The organism is Gimesia aquarii, assembly GCF_007748175.1.
GTDB classification, from domain to species: Bacteria; Planctomycetota; Planctomycetia; order Planctomycetales; family Planctomycetaceae; genus Gimesia; species Gimesia aquarii_A.
In genome coordinates this window covers 4934175-4953227 of sequence record NZ_CP037422.1, presented here as the reverse complement: position 1 = coordinate 4953227, position 19053 = coordinate 4934175, and the positions used below count along the sequence as shown (strand labels likewise).

Sequence of the window (19053 nt, the reverse complement as noted above, 5' to 3'; positions counted from 1 at the left end):
CTCCTGAGTGCGTATGTCAGGATAATTTATGCATTTTCGAGCTAGAATTGGGAATTTTATTGGTAAATGGTCTATCTGGCTCTCTAGGATAGAAAATAGTCATTTTATCGTGATAACATCAAAAAATCAGTTGTATATCTCACTAAGTTCAAAGTACCTGCTATGAAAAATCTATTGACATTTAGTATTGGTGTCGGGTTGATCCTGTTTAACTGCTTTGCGAACGACACTCTCGCCGCGAATGAAGTAACCAAACCAGAAAACGTGTCAACAGAAACCGACAGAGCTCAAATCTGGACCGTTCAGATTTCACCAGCCCCCGGCTTGAATTCTTACGCCACTCGAGAAATCAATTTTGGTTCATCGAACGACTCTATACTCACCAACGCTCCTGTCAATGCAACCAATTTAATTGAAATTGAACCGCGTACAATTCCTGCTGTAGCAGAAGTGCCAGAGTGCTCCCAATGCAATCATCCACGTCACCGTGCTAACAATCGAGTCGCCTATCGAAATCGATATTCTACTTATCACAACCCGTTTCCCTGGTTTCAAAACTACTATTATGGAAACCGATATTCAGCACCGGCACTTTACATGTATAGCGACCTAATACGGTCCAATTGGTATGGCTCGCCATACTTTGGACACAGTTTCTACTATAATGGTTACCGCCCTTCGTTTACTTTTGGTTCTCTCCAATTCAGGGGTTTCGGTTATTATGATCGCATGTATAATCCCCGTATTATTCCATTCGGATATCAATATGCAGGATCCCCGACTTACTATGCGAGACTTGCTCTGATTTCTCAGTATCCCACTCTTCCCTAGTAAGCTCCTGCGTGATGTAACATTCAATACATCTCTGTGCAACTATTTCAGAAGCCTCAAAAATGCAATCAGGCCAAACTATATCTGGCCGGATTGGATTTTATTTGATAGAATCATTGGTACAAGCACACCGCTTCACTTCCACATTGTTATCTAATGGGTCGAATAGATGGCTGATGCGTTTTACAACGGGATGTGCGCCCCTCACTTATTAAATCGACGACAGGCGATGCAGATTGGTGTCGGGCTGTTCGGATTGAATTTACCACAGTTACTTCAGGCTGCTACGAGTTCAACTAAGTCAGACATTTCCTGTATTTTTATTTTCCTGGCCGGTGGTCCGAGTCATTTTGAAACATTTGACCCCAAACCAGATGCTCCATTAGAGATTCGTGGTCCCTGGAAACCAACCAGCACGAATGTGCCAGGAACATTCATCAGTGAAAAACTTCCTCTCATGGCAACTCGGATGGACAAGGTAGCCATCATTCGGTCCTGGCAGGGCAAAAGCGGATCACACCTCACCGGCTCACAACATGTTGCCAGTGGATTTGCCCCTGTTGGAAAACAGTATTTTCCCAATTTTGGTTGCCTCATTTCCGCATTACAGGGTAGCCGAGTTAAAGGTGTCCCTCCACACCTTGGTTTGCCTGTGGCAGCGCGGTATACCAATCCACCTGGATATTTAGGCGCTGCCTACTCTGCCTTCGATCTCAAAGGTGATCCCCAAAAACCGGAAATGGAACTGGGAGGACTAAATCTTTCCAGAATTCGTTTTGAAGATCGACTTTCGATGTTGGCACAATTGGAAAATCTCAGTCAATTGCAATCGGTGAAAAATTCGCAACTGGAATCAGTTGATAACTTTACAGAAGAAGCAATTGCGATGCTAACAAGCGGAGCGATGCAAAAAGCAGTCAATCTAGATGAAGAATCTCCTCAAACACGTGAAAGCTATGGCGATAATATTTATGGTCGCCGCGTGTTACTCGCACGCAGATTGATTGAAGCAGGTGCTCGATTTGTCACTATCAATCAGGCAGTCCAAGGTGGATTATTTGGTAACGCCAAAACAAATGGCACTTGGGATAATCATGGTTGGCTCTTTGATTCCATGATGTCGTTTTCTAATCGTCCCACCGGTATGCCTAGCAATAAACGCTGGCACAGCTATTCGGGTCCAGGTAACTTGCCACAGTTAGATATGTCGCTTTCTACTTTACTGGATGATCTTGATCAGCGTGGATTACTGGAGACAACTTTAGTAGTGGCGATGGGTGAATTCGGCCGTACTCCTAAAATTAATGCCACATCGGGCCGTGACCATTATCCTAATGCTGGTAGCGTATTAATGGCGGGTGGACCGGTCCAACGCGGTGTTGTGATTGGAGCCACTGATCGAACAGGAAGCTTGCCCAGTACGCGACCATACCGTCCAGAAGACTTTGCCACTTCAATCTATCACGCGATGGGGATTGATTCACATCAAACCTACTTCCCTCGACTTCCACGGCCGACACCCATTGCTGCAGGTGAAATCATCGATGGCCTCTTTTAAATTTATCGCGATTTTATTTTCTGCTAGAGTTAGTGAAAATATTTAATCGATGATTGCAACGGGATTGCATCACACTATCGCTCCTGATAGCTTTCTTTTTAGCGCAAATCAATCTCAGGAGTATTTTTATCGATGACAACCAGTTCTCGCAAAGCCGTCATTCTTGTCAGTGGCGGACTCGATTCTGCAACCGTATTGGCCATCGCCGCAAATGCTGGATTTGAACTATACGCGCTCTCATTCGACTATGGTCAGCGACATCGACATGAACTCGAAGCCGCGAAAAAAGTCTGTCGATCGTTTGATGTGAAACAGTTTGTGATCTTTCCACTCGATCTGCGCGTTTTTGGTGGATCGGCACTCACAGCTGATATCGATGTTCCCAAAGACCGTTCTGAACACGATTTAGAAACCGGCATTCCCATTACTTATGTACCTGCGCGAAATACTGTGTTTCTTTCGCTGGCATTAGCCTGGGCAGAAACTTTGAATGCCTTTGATTTATTTATCGGTGTGAATGCGGTTGATTATAGTGGCTATCCTGATTGTCGTCCCGAATTCATCCAGGCTTTTCAGAAAACCGCGACCTTAGCGACAAAATCTGGCGTAGAAGGCGATGGTAGATGGAACGTGCATACTCCACTCATCTCTCTAACAAAGGCTGAGATTATCAAAAAAGGAATGGAACTGGGTGTCGACTATGGCTTAACACACAGCTGCTACGATCCATTACCTGATGGCATGCCCTGTGGGCATTGTGACTCGTGTCAGTTACGCGCCAAAGGTTTTCAGGAGGCAGGCTTCAGTGATCCCGCTCTCAAATCGAATTAAAATTTAACCCGATGGTTTTAATTCCCATCCAGGTTGAGTCACCGGAGGTTCTTTAGGAGCTTCGACAAGCTTCCCATACAAATCGGGACGCCGCGCTCGAATATAGCGGCGTCCACTTGATGGGGGTATTTTTTCTGCCGTGCATAAAGCGACAACGACATCATCACCCAACTTGGTACACTCAGCGATAATCTCACCATACGGATCCAAAATCATCGAAAGCCCTGGTTTCACTTCATCATCATCCATTCCAACCGGATTCGTGAAAATTGCATAGATGCCGTTATCATAGGCACGCGCCGGTAGCCAGCGCATCAACCAACCTTTCCCCTTGGGCCCTTCGAATTCCTGTCGCAGTCGAACTGGGTCTCGATCACGGTTATGCCATAGTTCCGGATCAACCAGACCACGACCGGGCATGACTGAAGGCAGACAACAAGTAACATGTGGCATAAAAATAATGTCAGCGCCCAGCATCGTCGTCATACGGACATTCTCGATGATATTATTATCATAACATATCAGGATACCACAGCGACAATCGCGCACATCAAATACAACATATTCATTGCCAGAAGCCACATGAGCATTTACAAATGCATGTAGCTTTCGATATCGAGCGACCAGTTCTGTCCCATCGACGCAAATATAGGTATTGTAAATTTCTCCCTGATCCAATTCTAAAAGTCCCGCCAAAATAGGAACGCCCACTTCTTGTGAGATTTTCATTAATTCCTGAGTACTTGGACCGTTGGGAACAGGTTCGGACAGATCAGCTAACTCTTCTTTTGAAAATGATTGCACAAACGTGTAAGCAGGAATGCAGCACTCATGAAAGCTAACAATTTCTGCTCCCTGTTCCACAGCCTGTTTTGAGAGTTCACGAATTCGTTGTAAATTATATGCTTTATCACCATTACGATTTTCAAACTGAGCAGCAGCAATTCTGATATCTCTCATTTGGTTTTTACTCCTATTTTGTTAGACTATGGAATCAACTTATCATAATCTGACGTGTACTCACGATAAAGGGATTTGGACAACGAATGGCTATACAATTGACGAATGAATCGATTTCATCTGTTTCTGCTGACTGGTTAGTCATTGGACTTTTAGAATCTGAGCCTTTACCTGATACGGTTGCTCGATTGGATGAAACGCTAGGTGGATTGATCACACGATTACGAGAAAGCGAAGACTTCACAGGCAAACTGGCGTCAACCTCTAGTTTGCTCGGCTTAACAGAGATCAAAACGCAGCGAATCATGTTAGTCGGCCTTGGCTCTGCGACAGAGCTTTCCGCAGCTGCATTCGAAAAAGCAATGTTAACAACCGCCCGCGCGATCTCCAACAAAGAGAATACCCGTATAGCCGTTCTTCTTCCTGAGGTAGAAAATACTTCGATCACACCAAAACATTCAGCAGAATTGATTAGCTCCTCTATGGTCGTGGGCGCGGTCGGACAAGAACTGTATCGTAAGGAAGCAGCCCGGTTTCCGTTCCAAGATATTTTGCTTATAGGTACTGAATCTATAGATCAGACTGCTTACCAAAAAGCTATTGAACTGGGAACTGTTTTAGGTGAATCGATCAATCTGGCACGAGAAATGGTGAATCGACACGCCGGAGACATTTTTCCGATCAGTTTCGCAGACCGCACAAAAGAAATCGCATATGCATACGGATTAGAGTCTGAAATTCTGGATGAGAATCAACTTAAACAAGAAAAAATGGGCTCTATGCTCGCTGTTGCACAAGGCAGTGATCAGCCTCCGCGCCTGGCAATTCTCAAACATCAAGGTGCCGAGCCCTCTGCCCCCACTCTGGCACTGGTTGGAAAAGGAGTCACCTTTGATAGTGGAGGGCTCTCTCTCAAACCCAGTGATGGGATGAAAACCATGAAATGTGACATGGGTGGTGCTGCAGCTGTACTAGGTGCGATGGCCGCCATCGCGCGACTAAATTTGCCCATAAATGTTGTTGGCTACATGGGATTAGTCGAAAACATGGTGAATGGCTCGTCTTATAAACTGGGAGACGTACTGACTGCGCGCAACGGAAAAACAATCGAAGTACTCAATACGGATGCCGAGGGGCGACTCGTGCTGGCAGATGTTCTCACTTTCGCCGTTGATCGAGGAGCAACAAAAGTAATCGATCTTGCGACGTTAACAGGTGCCTGTGTGGTTGCGTTAGGGGAAGAAGTGACTGGTCTCTTTTCTAACGACGAAGACTGGTCCAAAACGGTTCAAAATGCTGCCAAAACCACTGGAGAGGATGTCTGGGAAATGCCTATGCTTCCTCAGTTTGCTGAGCAATTGAAGAGTGATGTTGCAGATTTGAAGAATGTTGGAACTCGCTGGGGTGGAGCGATTACGGCTGCCAAGTTTCTGGAAAATTTCGTTAATGAAACACCCTGGGTTCATCTTGATATCGCAGGCCCCGCATTTGCTTCCACGAATCTGCCGCACCGTGAAGGTGGTGGGACTGGTTGTATGGTCAAAACTCTAGTCGAAGTTGCGAATCAATTCAAACCTAGTAATTGATTACAAGTCATTATTTTTTCTTTGTTTGTCTGCCCAAAGCCCCGAGATCTTTTAAGGAATCTGCGGGGCGTGCAGTTGTACCCCGTGGTCCTTGAAACTGCTTGTTTACCGGAAAGTTTTTCAGCACAGGTCCTGGTAGAGCCACTGCCTTGCTCAGACAAGCAGAATGAGGAGTGAGAAAAAATAGATTCTTTTCTGCGTTCTGAAATCCGGGATCGTCACCGGAATAGATATCATCTTCCGAACTTACTTTCCCAAAACTTCGGGAGTGAGCGTTCTTCCAACCTTTTTTTAACCAGTTATGACTGAGATTAGCTGTCCCCTCTTCATCTAGAATTGCAAAGCTTTTTCCTGCGTGTGATGTATATAAGATGTTGTTACGACAATCCAGATGCTCTGCGTTGGTAGATAACCTCACCAATGTTGTGGACGCCCTCCTTGAAACTATCGTATTGTTATATAAAAAGAGGGTCCCTTTGCGATAAGCGCTTTCATCACCACTGTCACCACCATAGTGAATTACCTGGCTATTGGGGGAGTCTTTCTGCTTGACGAGCACGTTACCGTAAACATAAGTCGTGCGGTACCGAGGATCATAGCGAATCGTATCGCCGCCTTCAGAATCGACAAGATCCAACGCACGATTTCCACCTTCAATCCAGTTGTATCGTACAACTAAACCGGCAGAGCGGTCTTTGAGATTATTTCCCAAACATTCTTTTCGTAATGGACCCAGGTAGTTTCCCTGAAATGTGATTCCGGCCGCCTCCGTGTAGACATTGTGCTCATAATAACTGTCTGAGATACCGTTGTGATAAATAGAACAGTTCTCAATTAATAAATCTTTTGATTCATATGCAACAAACAGGCCATTTCCGCAATCGTGCAAATAACAATTTCGAATCGTAATATGTTCGCCTTTTTCAATAAAAATAGCAGCCGCATTTTGAAAGTACTTCTGTAAACCATCTGAGCTAAAGTAAAAAAAAGCCGGCCGCGCACTACGAATATCCAGATTCTCAATTACGATATAAGCAGGCATGGTATCAGCTGGATCGCGGGCACCACCAATCTTGATGATCCCTCGCTGTTCTCCCCAGTATCGCAACTCGGGACGGGTCATCGCCCGACGTCCATCGATTACAGGTAATTCCCCTTTATCAGAAGGAATTCCCTTTATGATAATCGGTTTATCTTTTGTTCCCCGCCGGCAGATTACCCACTTCGAATGATAAGGCTGCGGCCGCCAATGAATATGCACTTCGTCCCCGGCCACCAAACTTTCCCAGGGAACTTTTTCCACCTGTTTATATTTTTGATCAAAGCCCACTCGATAAATCGCAGACTCGACATTTGCTGCTGAGAAGCACAGAGAAATACAAGAGATATATACAAGGTATTTCAAAACCAGGAAACTGAGAATTGGGGCATCTTCTCGATTAAAGTAACCATTTTGATACACCCAATTTCTCCTGAACATTCTCTTTTGCAACAGCTGTGAATTCAATTTGGCTTAGTGAACCTGAGCAGGAACCCATTGGACTCGTCGTGTTCCCTGTTGATGAATCGCAGCATCAGGAATTACGGTAGGAGTATGCAACATAGCCGGTGGTACTGAACTCGACTTCGGCATTGGATCCTCTGCAGCGGGTGCGGGAGCAGGTTTGTTGAGAATACCATTATGAGAATTCTCAGGAACTGGCGCGATTTTTTGAGGAACAACCGTAGTTGGTGACCCTATGATTTCCCCCGGACTCATATTAGATCCTTGAGGTCCACAATGCGGACAACTGGATTCTGGAGCATATGTTTGTGGAGCGTATGTTTCTGGTGCATAAGTTTCTGGTGCATAAGTTTCTGGAACATAAGAATCAACTGGTCCCTGAATATTAAAGGTGCCGGAAGCTACCATCGCAGGAATTGATCTCCTACACCCCTTTTTGCAACAGCTTCGACAGGGATTACAACAACGTTTCCTCATTCGATGAGCACGGTGTTCAGAAAGCGAACATTTGATATCATCTACAAAGTTAGTTGGACCATAAAATTCGCCACCACAAACCATTCCTGTCGAAGGATCATAATAGCCTGGTCCTACGCATCCTGTTAATGGCAGACAAAGTAAAATCCCAGCACTTATTTTCAGCAATGAATGCATTTTGAAATCCGGTTAATCTCTAAATTTGAATACATGAAGCAAGAATTCGCTCAAAAAATAGAGGTCTATTTAGAAAAGTACCCCTATCATCAAATTTATCGACATTTCAAAATGTTAATCTTTAATGATTATATCAATTTTAACGATCAAGAAATTCGCTAAGATCTTGAAGTCCGAAAACACCTAAATCATTTAACTGCATAACTTACGAGTGGTTTGATATGACAGAGCAGAAACAAATTCAACTCGGAAAAATTGGATTTCGAGCAATGTGGAAGTTTGGAGGACTCACTCCCTGGAATTTAATCAGGCAGGCTGTGAGGGGATATAACAAACATCGACTCAGCGCACAAAGTGCTCAGTTTGCATATTATGCGATGTTTACACTTGTTCCATTACTGATTGTCATTATTGCGTGTACGGCGCAATTACCGATCAGAGGCGTCATCGTCAGTATGGAAAATGCAATCAATCAAGGACTTCCCACTACTGTTTCTCAAATGCTATTTGCTCAAATAGAGGATATTCAAAAGAATTCCACTTATAGTCTCATCATGGCTGGCTTAGCTTTGCTCAGCTTGGGAGGAACACGCTTGTTTTTCACCATGGGAACAGGTTTGGATGCGATTTTCGAAGTCGATCAGAGGCGAACCTTCTGGAAAGCAGGTGGTCTCTCACTGCTATTGACATTTGGAGTCCTATTGTTGTTTTTAATTTCCGTAATTCTTTTAGTACTTGGCCCCGAACTAGCACAAATCGTACTGAAATATTTTTATACCCCCTGGTTACACCTGCTACTTTCTGCAGGCGTCCGCTGGTCGATTGCCTGTGGATTTATGTTGATTTCAACATCCGTGATCTATTGGGTTGTTCCGAGTGTGAAACTTCCCTGGAAAATCATCACCCCCGGTAGCCTGTTTGTCGTCATTAGTTGGGTAATTATGTTACAGGGGTTTCGTATGTATGTTGAAAACTTTGCTCATTACAACGAAACTTACGGTACTTTAGGAGGCTTCATCGTACTTCTTGCCTGGTTATATTTGACAGGTGCAATTCTCATGATGGGTGGAGAAATCAATGGAGTTATCTACCGCTCAGCTAAACAAAGGGCAGAAAACAAAGCATAATGATTGGTTCTGCTTTTTATAAACCTTTCTTTACAACTTGCAAATCGTACAACGAATAAGATAGCCCATTATTTCTTAGCGTTTCTAACTGTGGCGATTTTTAATCATCTGCATGCAAAACGGCTCTTATCTTGGAGCCGATCCCATCTCTTTTCATAAGTAAACTAATCTGACTTATTGCTCGACAAATCTAGCCCTCGCCTCTGTCTCATCCTCGACTTTCTCTTTTCTCTAGAAAAAATTTGCAAAATGTGTTTTTGCAATAGTTGTGCATTTACATACAATTATCACATGTTACTATATATCAATTATAAGAGTAATAACGAAACTCAATTTTTTTCAAACTGACAAGCCATTATTGATTAACGGATCGTTAATCCACATTGAAATAGGAAAAGAAACATGAAACAAAAACGACGCGGATTTACGCTGATTGAGTTGTTAGTAGTCATAGCAATTATTGCGATCTTAATCGCCCTGTTACTGCCAGCGGTTCAAATGGCACGCGAAGCCGCACGGCGGACGCAATGCAAGAACAACCTCAAGCAATTGGGACTGGCGTTACACAATTATTATGACGCTCATTCTCGACTGCCTCTTATGGCATCTTCTTCACTCTACAACTATTCTCCTTCAGCCCAGCTACTGCCATATATTGACCAGGGAAATCTTCATAACCTGATTGATTTCAGGGAACCCTTGTTATTTGGACTTCCTTGGGCACCAACATTGAATCCCAATCTCGTAGATGTCGCTAAACAAACTCTACCTATTTTCATGTGTCCCAGTGATGCGGGAAAAGTTCACTACACTGACGATAATGGAACGATTTGGGCTGGTACGAATTACATGGTTAACGGAGGCTCTGGATTAAATACCGAGTATTGTTCGAGTGAAAATGACGGATTGTTCTGGCGCGGTTCCTCCACCCGCTTTCGGGACATCACCGACGGTTTGACCAATACAATTTTCATGGCGGAAACGCTCTTTGGTGATCGAGGACCAGATACAACAACTTTAATTAACCCTGACCGACAGATGAAACGTGTCAGCGGTGGCCCTCCCTGTGTTTCAACTTCAGACGCTCTCAACGCTATTGCAGCAAGCAGTTATGAAGGCAGACGCGCAGGATCCTGGATACGAAGTACCGGATACCACTGTTTGGTCCATGGTTATTTTTCACCAAATTCCAATAGCCCCGATGTAGCTCATCATGGAGAAGTCATTTCAGGTGCGCGTAGTTTACACGTGGGAGGAGCCAATATTCTGTTATGTGACGGGAGTGTACGTTTTCTTGGCGAAAACGTTGATTTGGAAACACTACGCAACCTGTTTAGTCGTGCTGACGGAAAAACAATTGGCGAATTTTAAGAGACATAACTTTCTTAAACGAACTTTGAATCTAATTACACCCATGAATTTTTTTATGAATCATTCTTTTAAAATACTGTTTTGCAAAACAGTATTGTTGTCAACAGTAATCGGAATGGCAACTAGCTGCTCAGGAAACGTTGCCAGTGAAATAACTCCGATAGAGATTCATCCGCCTGAAGTGTTCAAGATCGATGGAACAAACTGGCAGCGGGAAGACTCTCTTGGTAAGTCGGACACGAAATTATTATCACGCTATTTTGAAAAGAATCCCAGCATGATTGATGGCCCACTTTTTAAAGGTGTTCCGACAGTTTATCACGGGACAAAAAATCGCCGTCGCTTTTACTGGATCGGAGGAACAGCCAAAGAGCCGATCTGGGTTTGTGTGCATTTTGAAAACGGAGCATTTCAACTGCAAGATGGGTACGGAAACCCTTATCAAAATAAGCCGTAGTCATTTTCGCTGCAGAAAACTGTCACGTGTCATTTAATTTATTTTGTTAGTTATACCCTTAAGAGGACGACATGGATTCATTACGACTTAAGTTTAATATGATCTTTCTATTGAGCTTTTTGGCTTTCATCAATGGCATTAAATCAGATTTTCTCCAGGCAGCAGATCAAAAACATCATTCAAGCTCTGGTAAACAGACCAAAAAAACGGCTTCAAAGAAACGTAAAAAACGGACGGTCTGCCGACTCTTCTTTCAAGACTATAAGACGAAGACAGTAAAATGGGCCGACGTTATTTCTGGTGATACACTGCGGATGGAGACGCCTTCCGTGATTAAAGGTTTTCCCAAGCTTGACGCTGAAGATCAAAATCTAGTTCAAATGGAAAGTAGTTCAGGAACGATTCTACTTGGAGTTCGAGATTCTGAAGGAGGAGAAGATCAAAGTGGCTGGATCTTTATCAATTCGGGCGTGAAAGAAGAATCTCATGGAGACCATTCACACTGGTACTATAAAGCACATCCTAAAGTGATCGCATCACAGCTGGATGCCAAGCAGGGAAATCCAGCTCATTTATACTGTTATCAAGGTGTATTTTATCTGGCAAATGATCGTATTTCTGGTTACACAAGACTCGATCCTCAAACCTATTTAGATCAACCGACCCAGAAAATCAAAACCGGTTTTCATCTGGGAGGTGGTAACCATATTACCTTGGCTGTTGTAGAGGGAAAAACTGGCTATGCTTCCTGGATAGATGGTGGAGGGCCGCAAAAAGGGATAATTGATGTAACGCGTATTCGTCCTGAAGGAAACAAGGAAATTGTCTATTCATTTGCATTGCCTTCAGGGGCAATCCATGGCGCTACAACATGTGCCGGAAAAGTTTTCTTTGCTCCCGCTGATGGGATTTGTTGGTGTGAAGCCGACTTAAATCCCGTGCCTCAAAATAAAAAGAATATAAAAATTCATCATCTCTCTTTGGGAAAGGATGAAGAAACAAAAAAACCAAATCGGACTGGTGCCTTTTCCACTCACAGGAACTATGTTTTGTTTCTCTCGGGTAAGGGTACCACAGCCCGTTTATGCCTGTTGAATGCGAAATCAAATCAACCAGAGGTGATTTCTGTTCCATTAAATATGCTGGAAGGCAATTCACCAGTTGCATTACAAGTAATCAAAACTGCCTGGGGAAAACGACTAGCGTTTGTATTTCATAATCATCCAAAAGAATTGGAACAGGACGAATTTCTGAGCGTCATCGATCTGGATCCTGATAACGATCTGGACTTTGTAGATGCCAAATTACGAAAACAAATCAAAGTGGGTCCCAGTAATGTGGAAGGTCATTACGGACATCATGATATCAAATTTGATCGTGCAGGTCGCTATGCGTTCTGGACAGAACCCGGTGCCGCAAAAATTAAAGCTTTGTCACTGAAAACCCTGGAACCCATCAGCACCTTTACTGTTTCTGGCACACCTACCAAACTGATTGTCATGGGACAACAAGATCGTATGAAATAGAACGATCTGAGTTTGATCCTTTTTTCGGGTAAGGCCGCTGAGGACACTTCAAATCTCAGAAAGTCTCAACAATTCGAATAAAGCTCTGTTCCATAAACTCGTAATACACAAGTCTCCAGCAATGCGTTTTGAATTTAGGATCATTCCTTAATAACGCTTTTAAAATTTGTTCATAGCCAAAAATATGCACATATGAATGTCGATTCACCTCAAACCTACAATTAATTTGGATGAGAAAATGAATATTTACAAACTCTGGATATTGTTTTTAATGCTGCCGCTTTCCAATGTTGATGCGGGAGGTTGGACTTCGTTTCGAAATGGAGGCGTCTCCAAAGCACCAGAATCCAAGATAATGTATCCAGTGAACTGGTCACCTCTTTCCGGAATTGCCTGGCAAAAAGAAGTCGAAGGATACGGACAGAGCACACCCGTTATTTGGAACGACCGTATTTACCTTTCCTCTGTCAAAGGAAAAATGAAAGAGCAATGTGTTTTAAACTGTTTTGATCTACAGACAGGAAACCAAATCTGGAAACATGAGAAAAGCTCAGGCGAAAAGGCTGCTTCAAATTATCGAGTCGCACGTGCTGCTCCTACTCCTCTGGTAGATGAATCGGGAATTTATGTATTTTATGAAAGTGGTGACCTGTTAGCCCTGGATCACTCGAAACAGGTTTTGTGGCAGCGTAATCTTTCACATGAATTTGGAAAATTCAAGAATCATCATGGTTTGGGAAGTTCACCTGCCCAATCAAAAGACCTTTTGTTTCTCAATGTAGAACATAATGGACCTTCTTATTTCATTGCGATTGAGAAAAATACTGGAAAAACCAAATGGAAAATCAATCGCCCTTCCGGCATGTCATGGACCTCCCCCATCGTCGCTTCTAATACGGTGGATCAGACTGAAGCAGTCATAATCAGCTCCAATGGACGTGTTGATGCCTATGACAGTCAAAATGGTAAACTGCTCTGGGGACTGGGAGATTTGGGAGGAAACAGTGTCCCTTCTCCCACGTTTGTAGATGGATTGCTTTTCATTGGAGCTAGAATTCCACAGTTTGGAACTCAATCAGCTGGAAGTCGTTCCAATTTGTGCCTTAATCTCAATCATATTCATAAAAAACCCAGCATCTCATGGCGCGCTCAAAAAGCAGTATCTGATTATACGAGCCCTGTGATCTCAGGAGAGTGTGTCTATTTAATAAACAAAGTGGGAGTTCTGTATTGTCTGGATATTAATACCGGGAAACAGCATTTCGCCAAACGTTTAAAGGAACCGTGTTGGGCAACTCCCGTTGTCATTGGAAAGTTGATCTATCTGTTTGGTAAAAATGGTGGCACGTTAGTATTGGAAAATGGAACTCAATACAAAGAGATTGCCTTAAATCGTTTATGGGCTGAGAAAAATCCACCTGCTCCTGAAAATTATGTCGAATATACTGGTACGAAAACCGAGCATAAAAAGAAAGGGGATCAGCAACGTAGAGGTGGTGGCATTGGAGCAATGCTGCTTGAGAATGATAAAAATAATGATGGTCTGATATCCAAAGCAGAGCTTCCAGAACGATTCAAAGCAATGATGATGCGTGTTGATCGCAATCAAGATCAAGTCATCGACAAAGAGGAAATCGCCTGGATGGAAAAAAAATTTCGTGAAGAGCGAGCTAATTCAAGAACACAAGCTCGTGATCCTATTGTGTATGGAGTCGCAGCTGCGAGAGGTAGAATCGTCATTCGAACTGGAACTCGATTGTATTGTATCGAAGGCAATGAAAAGTAACTGTTCTTCTTTATAACCTAGAGTGATTTTCAGTTGACAGATTTAGTATTGGAAAGTGGAACATCCTGTGTGTATCTAATTACGAGCTTTAATTTGAAAAAAATGCCTGACAAAGGTCTCAATTCCAGACACTCATTATTGACGGAATGGCATTCTAACCGATAAAATGAACACATAAAACATCTTTTATGGATCATTTACACAAAGGATGCTTAAACATGTTCCGTCTTGAATTTGGAAAAACAGGAAAATACTGCGATGGTTTGAATCGACGTCATTTTCTGCAAATTGGTGTAGCAGGAATGGGTTCGGCAAGCCTTTCTCAAATATTACATGCCAAAGAAGCTTCCCAACAACAGGGAATTAAAGCCAAAGATACTTCTGTGATTCTGCTCTGGTTAGATGGCGGCCCCAGCCATATGGATCTTTATGACCTAAAACCTGAAGCTCCCAGCGAAAATCGAGGCATCTGGAATCCGATCCATACGAATGTCCCTGGTATGGACATTACGGAAATGTTTCCCCTTCAGGCAAAATGTGCCGACAAGTTTTCCATTGTTCGATCTCTGCACCACAATACTGGTGATCATTTCACAGGAGGACACTGGATGCTGACCGGCCGTGGTGGCGTGAGTGGGGGAAGTACCCCCGGAAAGAATCCTTCTATCGCCTCTATGGCTACAAAAGTCCTAGGACCACGAGACCCTGGGATGCCAGCTTATGTTTCTGTTCCCTATGCCTCCAGTATTGGTTTGCGACCGGGTTACTTCGGTGGAAACTTCCTGGGAGTTCAACATAATCCTTTTGAAACGGGCTCAGATCCCAATAATAACAATTTCCAAGTTAAAAACTTGAATCTAGCAAAAGGGTTATCAGTCCAACGTCTGAAAGACCGTAAAGCATTATCAAAGAGTTTTGACAAACTCCGCAAAGACGTGGATCAGTCGGGTATGTTGGGATCGATGGATCGACTGGATCAAAAGGCCTATGAGCTGGTCACTGGTGAGAAAGCCCGTAAAGCATTTGATCTGAACTCGGAAGACGAAAAAATTCGGGAACTATATGGCCGTCATACCTGGGGGCAAAGTGTCTTACTGGCACGTCGTCTGGTGGAAGCGGGAACCACATTCGTCACTGTCCACTTTGGAGGTTGGGACCACCACTGGAACCTGCAAAGTGGAATGGAAAGTTACCTACCTCGTGTTGATCAAGCTGTCAGCGCTCTGTTTGGCGACCTCGCCCAACGCGGATTAAGTGATCAAGTTCTTGTGGTACTCTGTGGAGAATTTAGTCGAACTCCGCGTATGAACAATGGTGGTAACGGTGGTCCTCCATTAAGTAAAGGGACTCCCGGTCGCGATCACTGGGGTAACTCCATGTTTTGTCTCCTAGGTGGAGGTGGTGTCAAGGGAGGCCGAGTCATTGGCTCTACCAATCGACTGGGAGACTCTCCCGCCGATCGCCCAGTACGACCAGGACACATCCATCACACTATCTATCGTGCTCTAGGCATGGATCCTGAAATTCATTTTCTCGATCATTCTGGCCGACCAACGGTGGCCATCGACCATGGTGAAGTGATTCATGAACTCTTTTAATCTCAGAGTGATTAGTTGACCTTTTGTCTTTTAACATGAAACAATCGCGATTTTTCCAAAAGCCTCATAGACTCGGCCGTTCAAAGCGTCAATGGGTGATATTCCTATTATTGACTTCCTCTCTAAGCCTAATCTGGCTCGTCATCCTACCAGGGGCCGCGGAAATCCCACAAATACGATCAGATATCGACTTTTTGGAACAAAAAAAAATTGATCCAACGGCGATGTTTTATTCTGATCTCGAAACGATCGAAACTACCGTGCAAAACATAAGGGACTTCCAGCATGAAAATCCCCACGCTTTATGGTAAGCTAATGTAGCGTTTGTTCTAATCGCTTTTTTGCACGAGATCAGAAATCTTCATCTACTTTAAGTAAAGATGGAATCATACTGCTCAAGAGTTATTTATGAATCAAAATTCTCTTAAACAAGCGCTTGCCGCTTTTCCATCAGCTCAAGGAAAAACGTTAGTCGAATTGTCGGAAGCTCATCCCGTCCTTATCGTTTTTCTGAGACACGGAGGTTGCCCCTTTTGCAGGCAAGTGCTGGCACAACTGCAAACGTATTCTGAAGAAATCGCAGAACGGAATCTGCAACTGGCAATTGTCCACATGATGGATCAGGAACAAGCCAATAAATTACTGGCCCGTTATCAACTACAAAACGTAGAAACTTTCAGCGACCCGGATCGAAAACTCTATGAGCTGTTTCAAGTCAAAAGAGGCAGCTTGGCTGAGACAATCGGACCTGCTATCTGGTGGTCTGGCTTTAAAACCACAGTCCTTTCTGGATACTTACCTGGAATTCCAGGTAAAGATATTCAACAACTGGGTGCCGCTTTAGTTTTTGACAAAGGGAAAGTTGTTGCCAGCTACTTTTCAGAAAATTCGGCAGACCTGCCTGACTGGGACCTGCTTCTTGCCTGCGAGATACCGTCTCATTAAAGTTTGATTGGTTTCCAATTCAAATGCCAAACTGTCATAATGTTGAGATATATCGACAACCGCTGAAACTCCTCATCCTGATTTAACTCTATCCTATTAGATATATAAATATGCAAGATCTTCCCCAAACTATTGAGAACGTAGAACAACTAGAAGAACTATTAAGCCGCCCAACTCCTCAAGTAATCAAAGCGTTAAATCAAACCAGAGGTGATCTGATTCTCCTCGGAATTGCTGGCAAAATGGGACCGACGTTGGCGCGGATGATCATTCGAGGAGACCAGGAAGCAGGCATTCAACGACGTCTCATCGGTGTGAGTCGCTTTTCAGATGAATCAAGCAGGCAACCTTTAGAAGATTTGGGGATTGAAACGTTGAAAGGCGATTTGCTTGATGTCGATTTTATCAACAGCTTACCTGATGTCCCAAATGTAATTTACATGGCTGGCATGAAATTTGGGGCGACAGGCAATGAATCGCTCACTTGGGCCATGAACACCTATCTGCCTGCTCTCGTCTGTAACAAATATCAGAATAGCCAGATTACGGCCTTTTCAACGGGTAATGTTTACGGGCTTGTGGACGCATCAGGGAATGGGTCGGTTGAAACAGACAAGCCTAATCCAACAGGCGAATATGCGATGAGCTGTCTGGGGCGTGAGCGTATGTTTGAACATTTCAGCCGCACGCTCAAAATTCCTATGACTCTCATTCGCTTGAACTACGCGACCGAATGCCGCTATGGTGTTCTCGTCGATATTGCGCAACAGGTTTATCAGGAAAAAACTATTGATATTTCAATGGGATATGTCAATGTGATCTGGCAAGGAGATGCTAATGCCATGACTCTCTGTTCGATGCCCGATGATACATCCCCCCCTGCTTTTTTGAATGTCGCTGGCCCGCAAATTCTTAGTGTCCGCGAAATCAGCGAACGATTTGGAAGTTTGTTCGGCAAACCCCCTCAGTTTAACGGAACTGAATCGCAAGACGCCTTACTCAATAACGGCCAATATGGGCACCAACGTTATGGCGCCCCCTTGGTCGAAGTCGACCAAATTATTGCTTGGATTGCAGACTGGATACAACACGAACGCCCTTTGCTTGGCAAACCTACCCATTTCGAATCGCGCAGTGGCAAATTTTAGAATAATTTGAAACGAAACTCCTTACGCTTCGATACGCAGGAAATCTGGATTGTGAACTTATCTCTTATCACACGAACTTTGCAGCAAGGAACCGCAATCCCTGCACACCCACTGGCTCTGACATCTGCGCGCAAACTTGATGAACGCCGACAAAGAGCTCTTTCGCGGTACTATATTGCCAGCGGAGTTGGCGGACTGGCTGTCGGAGTGCATACGACACAATTTGAAATTCGAGAGCCGGACATTGATCTCTTTCAACCTGTCTTAGAGCTTGCGGCAGAAGAAATGAATCGTGCCGACAAAGCGAGGATCGCTCCTCTATTACGTGTCGCTGGCATCTGTGGAGAAACCAGTCAGGCTATCAGGGAAGCAATTATCGCTAGAGATTCCGGTTATCACTTTGGCTTACTCAGCCTGTCAGCGCTAAAATCCGAAGATGAAAACAATCTGATTCACCATTGCAAAGCAGTTTCCGAAATCATGCCTGTCTTTGGTTTTTATCTACAGCCAGGTGTAGGTGGTCGCTTGCTGCCTTATTCTTTCTGGCGTCGATTTTGTGAAATTGAAAATGTCGCTGCGATCAAAATGGCACCTTTTAATCGATATCATACGCTTGACGTGATCCGTGCAGTCATAGAATCAGGACGCGAAGATATCGCCTTATATACAGGAAATGATGATAATATCGTTCTCGATCTTGTCACCCCTTTTCGTTTTCAGGTAGAAGGGAAACTGATAGAACGTCGCATCGTCGGTGGGCTGCTTGGGCACTGGGCTGTCTGGACACAAAAGGCTGTCGAAATTCTCAAAAAATGTCACCATGTCGCCGCATCAGAAACAGCGATTCCACTCTCTATACTCCACAGCAATACCGAAGTCACAGACTGCAATGCCGTGTTGTTTGACGTGGCCAATCACTTTCAAGGTTGCATTCCCGGCATTCATGAAGTCCTCAGACGTCAGGGTCTGCTAGAAGGAATCTGGTGTTTAAACCCCAAAGAGAACCTCAGCCCTGGGCAGGCAGCAGAAATCGATAGAATTTATCAAGCTTATCCTCACCTGAATGATGATACTTTTGTAGCAGAACATCTCGATGATTGGCTTAGCGGGTAAGTGGGTAACTCCTTTAAACAGAATCTTTCTTTTTCGACTATGTTAGTATTCAGGTTAA

At 43.9% G+C, this 19053-nt stretch carries 16 protein-coding genes; 13 read left to right on the top strand and 3 right to left on the bottom strand.

Annotated elements, in window-relative coordinates:
• The first annotated feature begins 162 nt into the window (after positions 1-162).
• The 3 genes from V202x_RS18900 (at position 163) to queC (ending at position 3220) form a co-directional block, all read left to right on the top strand.
• Complete coding sequence (locus V202x_RS18900) at positions 163-831, top strand: hypothetical protein (protein WP_145178231.1); 669 nt, start codon at positions 163-165, stop codon at positions 829-831.
• A 169-nt stretch (positions 832-1000) separates the two neighbouring features.
• A complete protein-coding gene (locus V202x_RS18895; RefSeq protein WP_145178229.1) occupies positions 1001-2389 on the top strand; it encodes a DUF1501 domain-containing protein in 1389 nt (462 codons plus the stop codon).
• A 132-nt stretch (positions 2390-2521) separates the two neighbouring features.
• Positions 2522-3220: a 7-cyano-7-deazaguanine synthase QueC gene (gene queC, locus V202x_RS18890; RefSeq protein ID WP_145178227.1), complete on the top strand. Its 699-nt coding sequence runs from the start codon at positions 2522-2524 to the stop codon at positions 3218-3220.
• A 3-nt stretch (positions 3221-3223) separates the two neighbouring features.
• Here queC and V202x_RS18885 read toward each other — a convergent pair whose 3' ends face one another.
• A complete protein-coding gene (locus tag V202x_RS18885; RefSeq protein ID WP_145178225.1) occupies positions 3224-4180 on the bottom strand; it encodes a nitrilase family protein in 957 nt (318 codons plus the stop codon).
• A gap of 86 nt (positions 4181-4266) precedes the next feature.
• Here V202x_RS18885 and V202x_RS18880 point away from each other — a divergent pair, with 86 nt between their 5' ends.
• Entirely contained in the window at positions 4267-5766 is a 1500-nt protein-coding gene (locus V202x_RS18880; protein WP_145178223.1) for a leucyl aminopeptidase, read from the top strand.
• 10 nt (positions 5767-5776) lie between these two features.
• Here the strand turns inward: V202x_RS18880 and V202x_RS18875 are convergent, their stop codons facing one another.
• A complete protein-coding gene (locus V202x_RS18875; protein ID WP_232098572.1) occupies positions 5777-7228 on the bottom strand; it encodes a right-handed parallel beta-helix repeat-containing protein in 1452 nt (483 codons plus the stop codon).
• Between the two features lie 51 nt (positions 7229-7279).
• Positions 7280-7678, bottom strand: a complete 399-nt coding sequence (locus tag V202x_RS18870) for a hypothetical protein (protein ID WP_145178219.1) — start codon at positions 7676-7678, stop codon at positions 7280-7282.
• Positions 7679-8145: 467 nt separating this feature from the next.
• Here V202x_RS18870 and V202x_RS18865 point away from each other — a divergent pair, with 467 nt between their 5' ends.
• From V202x_RS18865 to V202x_RS18825, 9 genes are all read left to right on the top strand, one after another.
• Complete coding sequence (locus V202x_RS18865) at positions 8146-9051, top strand: YihY/virulence factor BrkB family protein (RefSeq protein ID WP_145178217.1); 906 nt, start codon at positions 8146-8148, stop codon at positions 9049-9051.
• A 402-nt stretch (positions 9052-9453) separates the two neighbouring features.
• Positions 9454-10422: a DUF1559 domain-containing protein gene (locus V202x_RS18860; protein ID WP_144985335.1), complete on the top strand. Its 969-nt coding sequence runs from the start codon at positions 9454-9456 to the stop codon at positions 10420-10422.
• Between the two features lie 115 nt (positions 10423-10537).
• Positions 10538-10879: a hypothetical protein gene (locus V202x_RS18855; protein ID WP_145178215.1), complete on the top strand. Its 342-nt coding sequence runs from the start codon at positions 10538-10540 to the stop codon at positions 10877-10879.
• Positions 10880-10950: 71 nt separating this feature from the next.
• Entirely contained in the window at positions 10951-12405 is a 1455-nt protein-coding gene (locus tag V202x_RS18850) for a hypothetical protein (protein WP_145178212.1), read from the top strand.
• Between the two features lie 238 nt (positions 12406-12643).
• The gene (locus V202x_RS18845; protein WP_197992963.1) at positions 12644-14191 is read left to right on the top strand and encodes a PQQ-binding-like beta-propeller repeat protein; all 1548 of its coding nucleotides are present in this window, start codon (positions 12644-12646) and stop codon (positions 14189-14191) included.
• Positions 14192-14409: 218 nt separating this feature from the next.
• Positions 14410-15789 carry a DUF1501 domain-containing protein gene (locus V202x_RS18840; RefSeq protein ID WP_145178208.1) on the top strand — a complete coding sequence of 460 codons (1380 nt, stop codon included), beginning with the start codon at positions 14410-14412 and terminating at the stop codon, positions 15787-15789.
• A 408-nt stretch (positions 15790-16197) separates the two neighbouring features.
• Positions 16198-16734, top strand: a complete 537-nt coding sequence (locus tag V202x_RS18835; protein ID WP_145178206.1) for a SelL-related redox protein — start codon at positions 16198-16200, stop codon at positions 16732-16734.
• 110 nt (positions 16735-16844) lie between these two features.
• Positions 16845-17882: an NAD-dependent epimerase/dehydratase family protein gene (locus V202x_RS18830; RefSeq protein WP_145178204.1), complete on the top strand. Its 1038-nt coding sequence runs from the start codon at positions 16845-16847 to the stop codon at positions 17880-17882.
• Between the two features lie 51 nt (positions 17883-17933).
• A complete protein-coding gene (locus V202x_RS18825; protein ID WP_145178202.1) occupies positions 17934-18995 on the top strand; it encodes a dihydrodipicolinate synthase family protein in 1062 nt (353 codons plus the stop codon).
• The last annotated feature ends 58 nt before the right edge of the window (positions 18996-19053 follow it).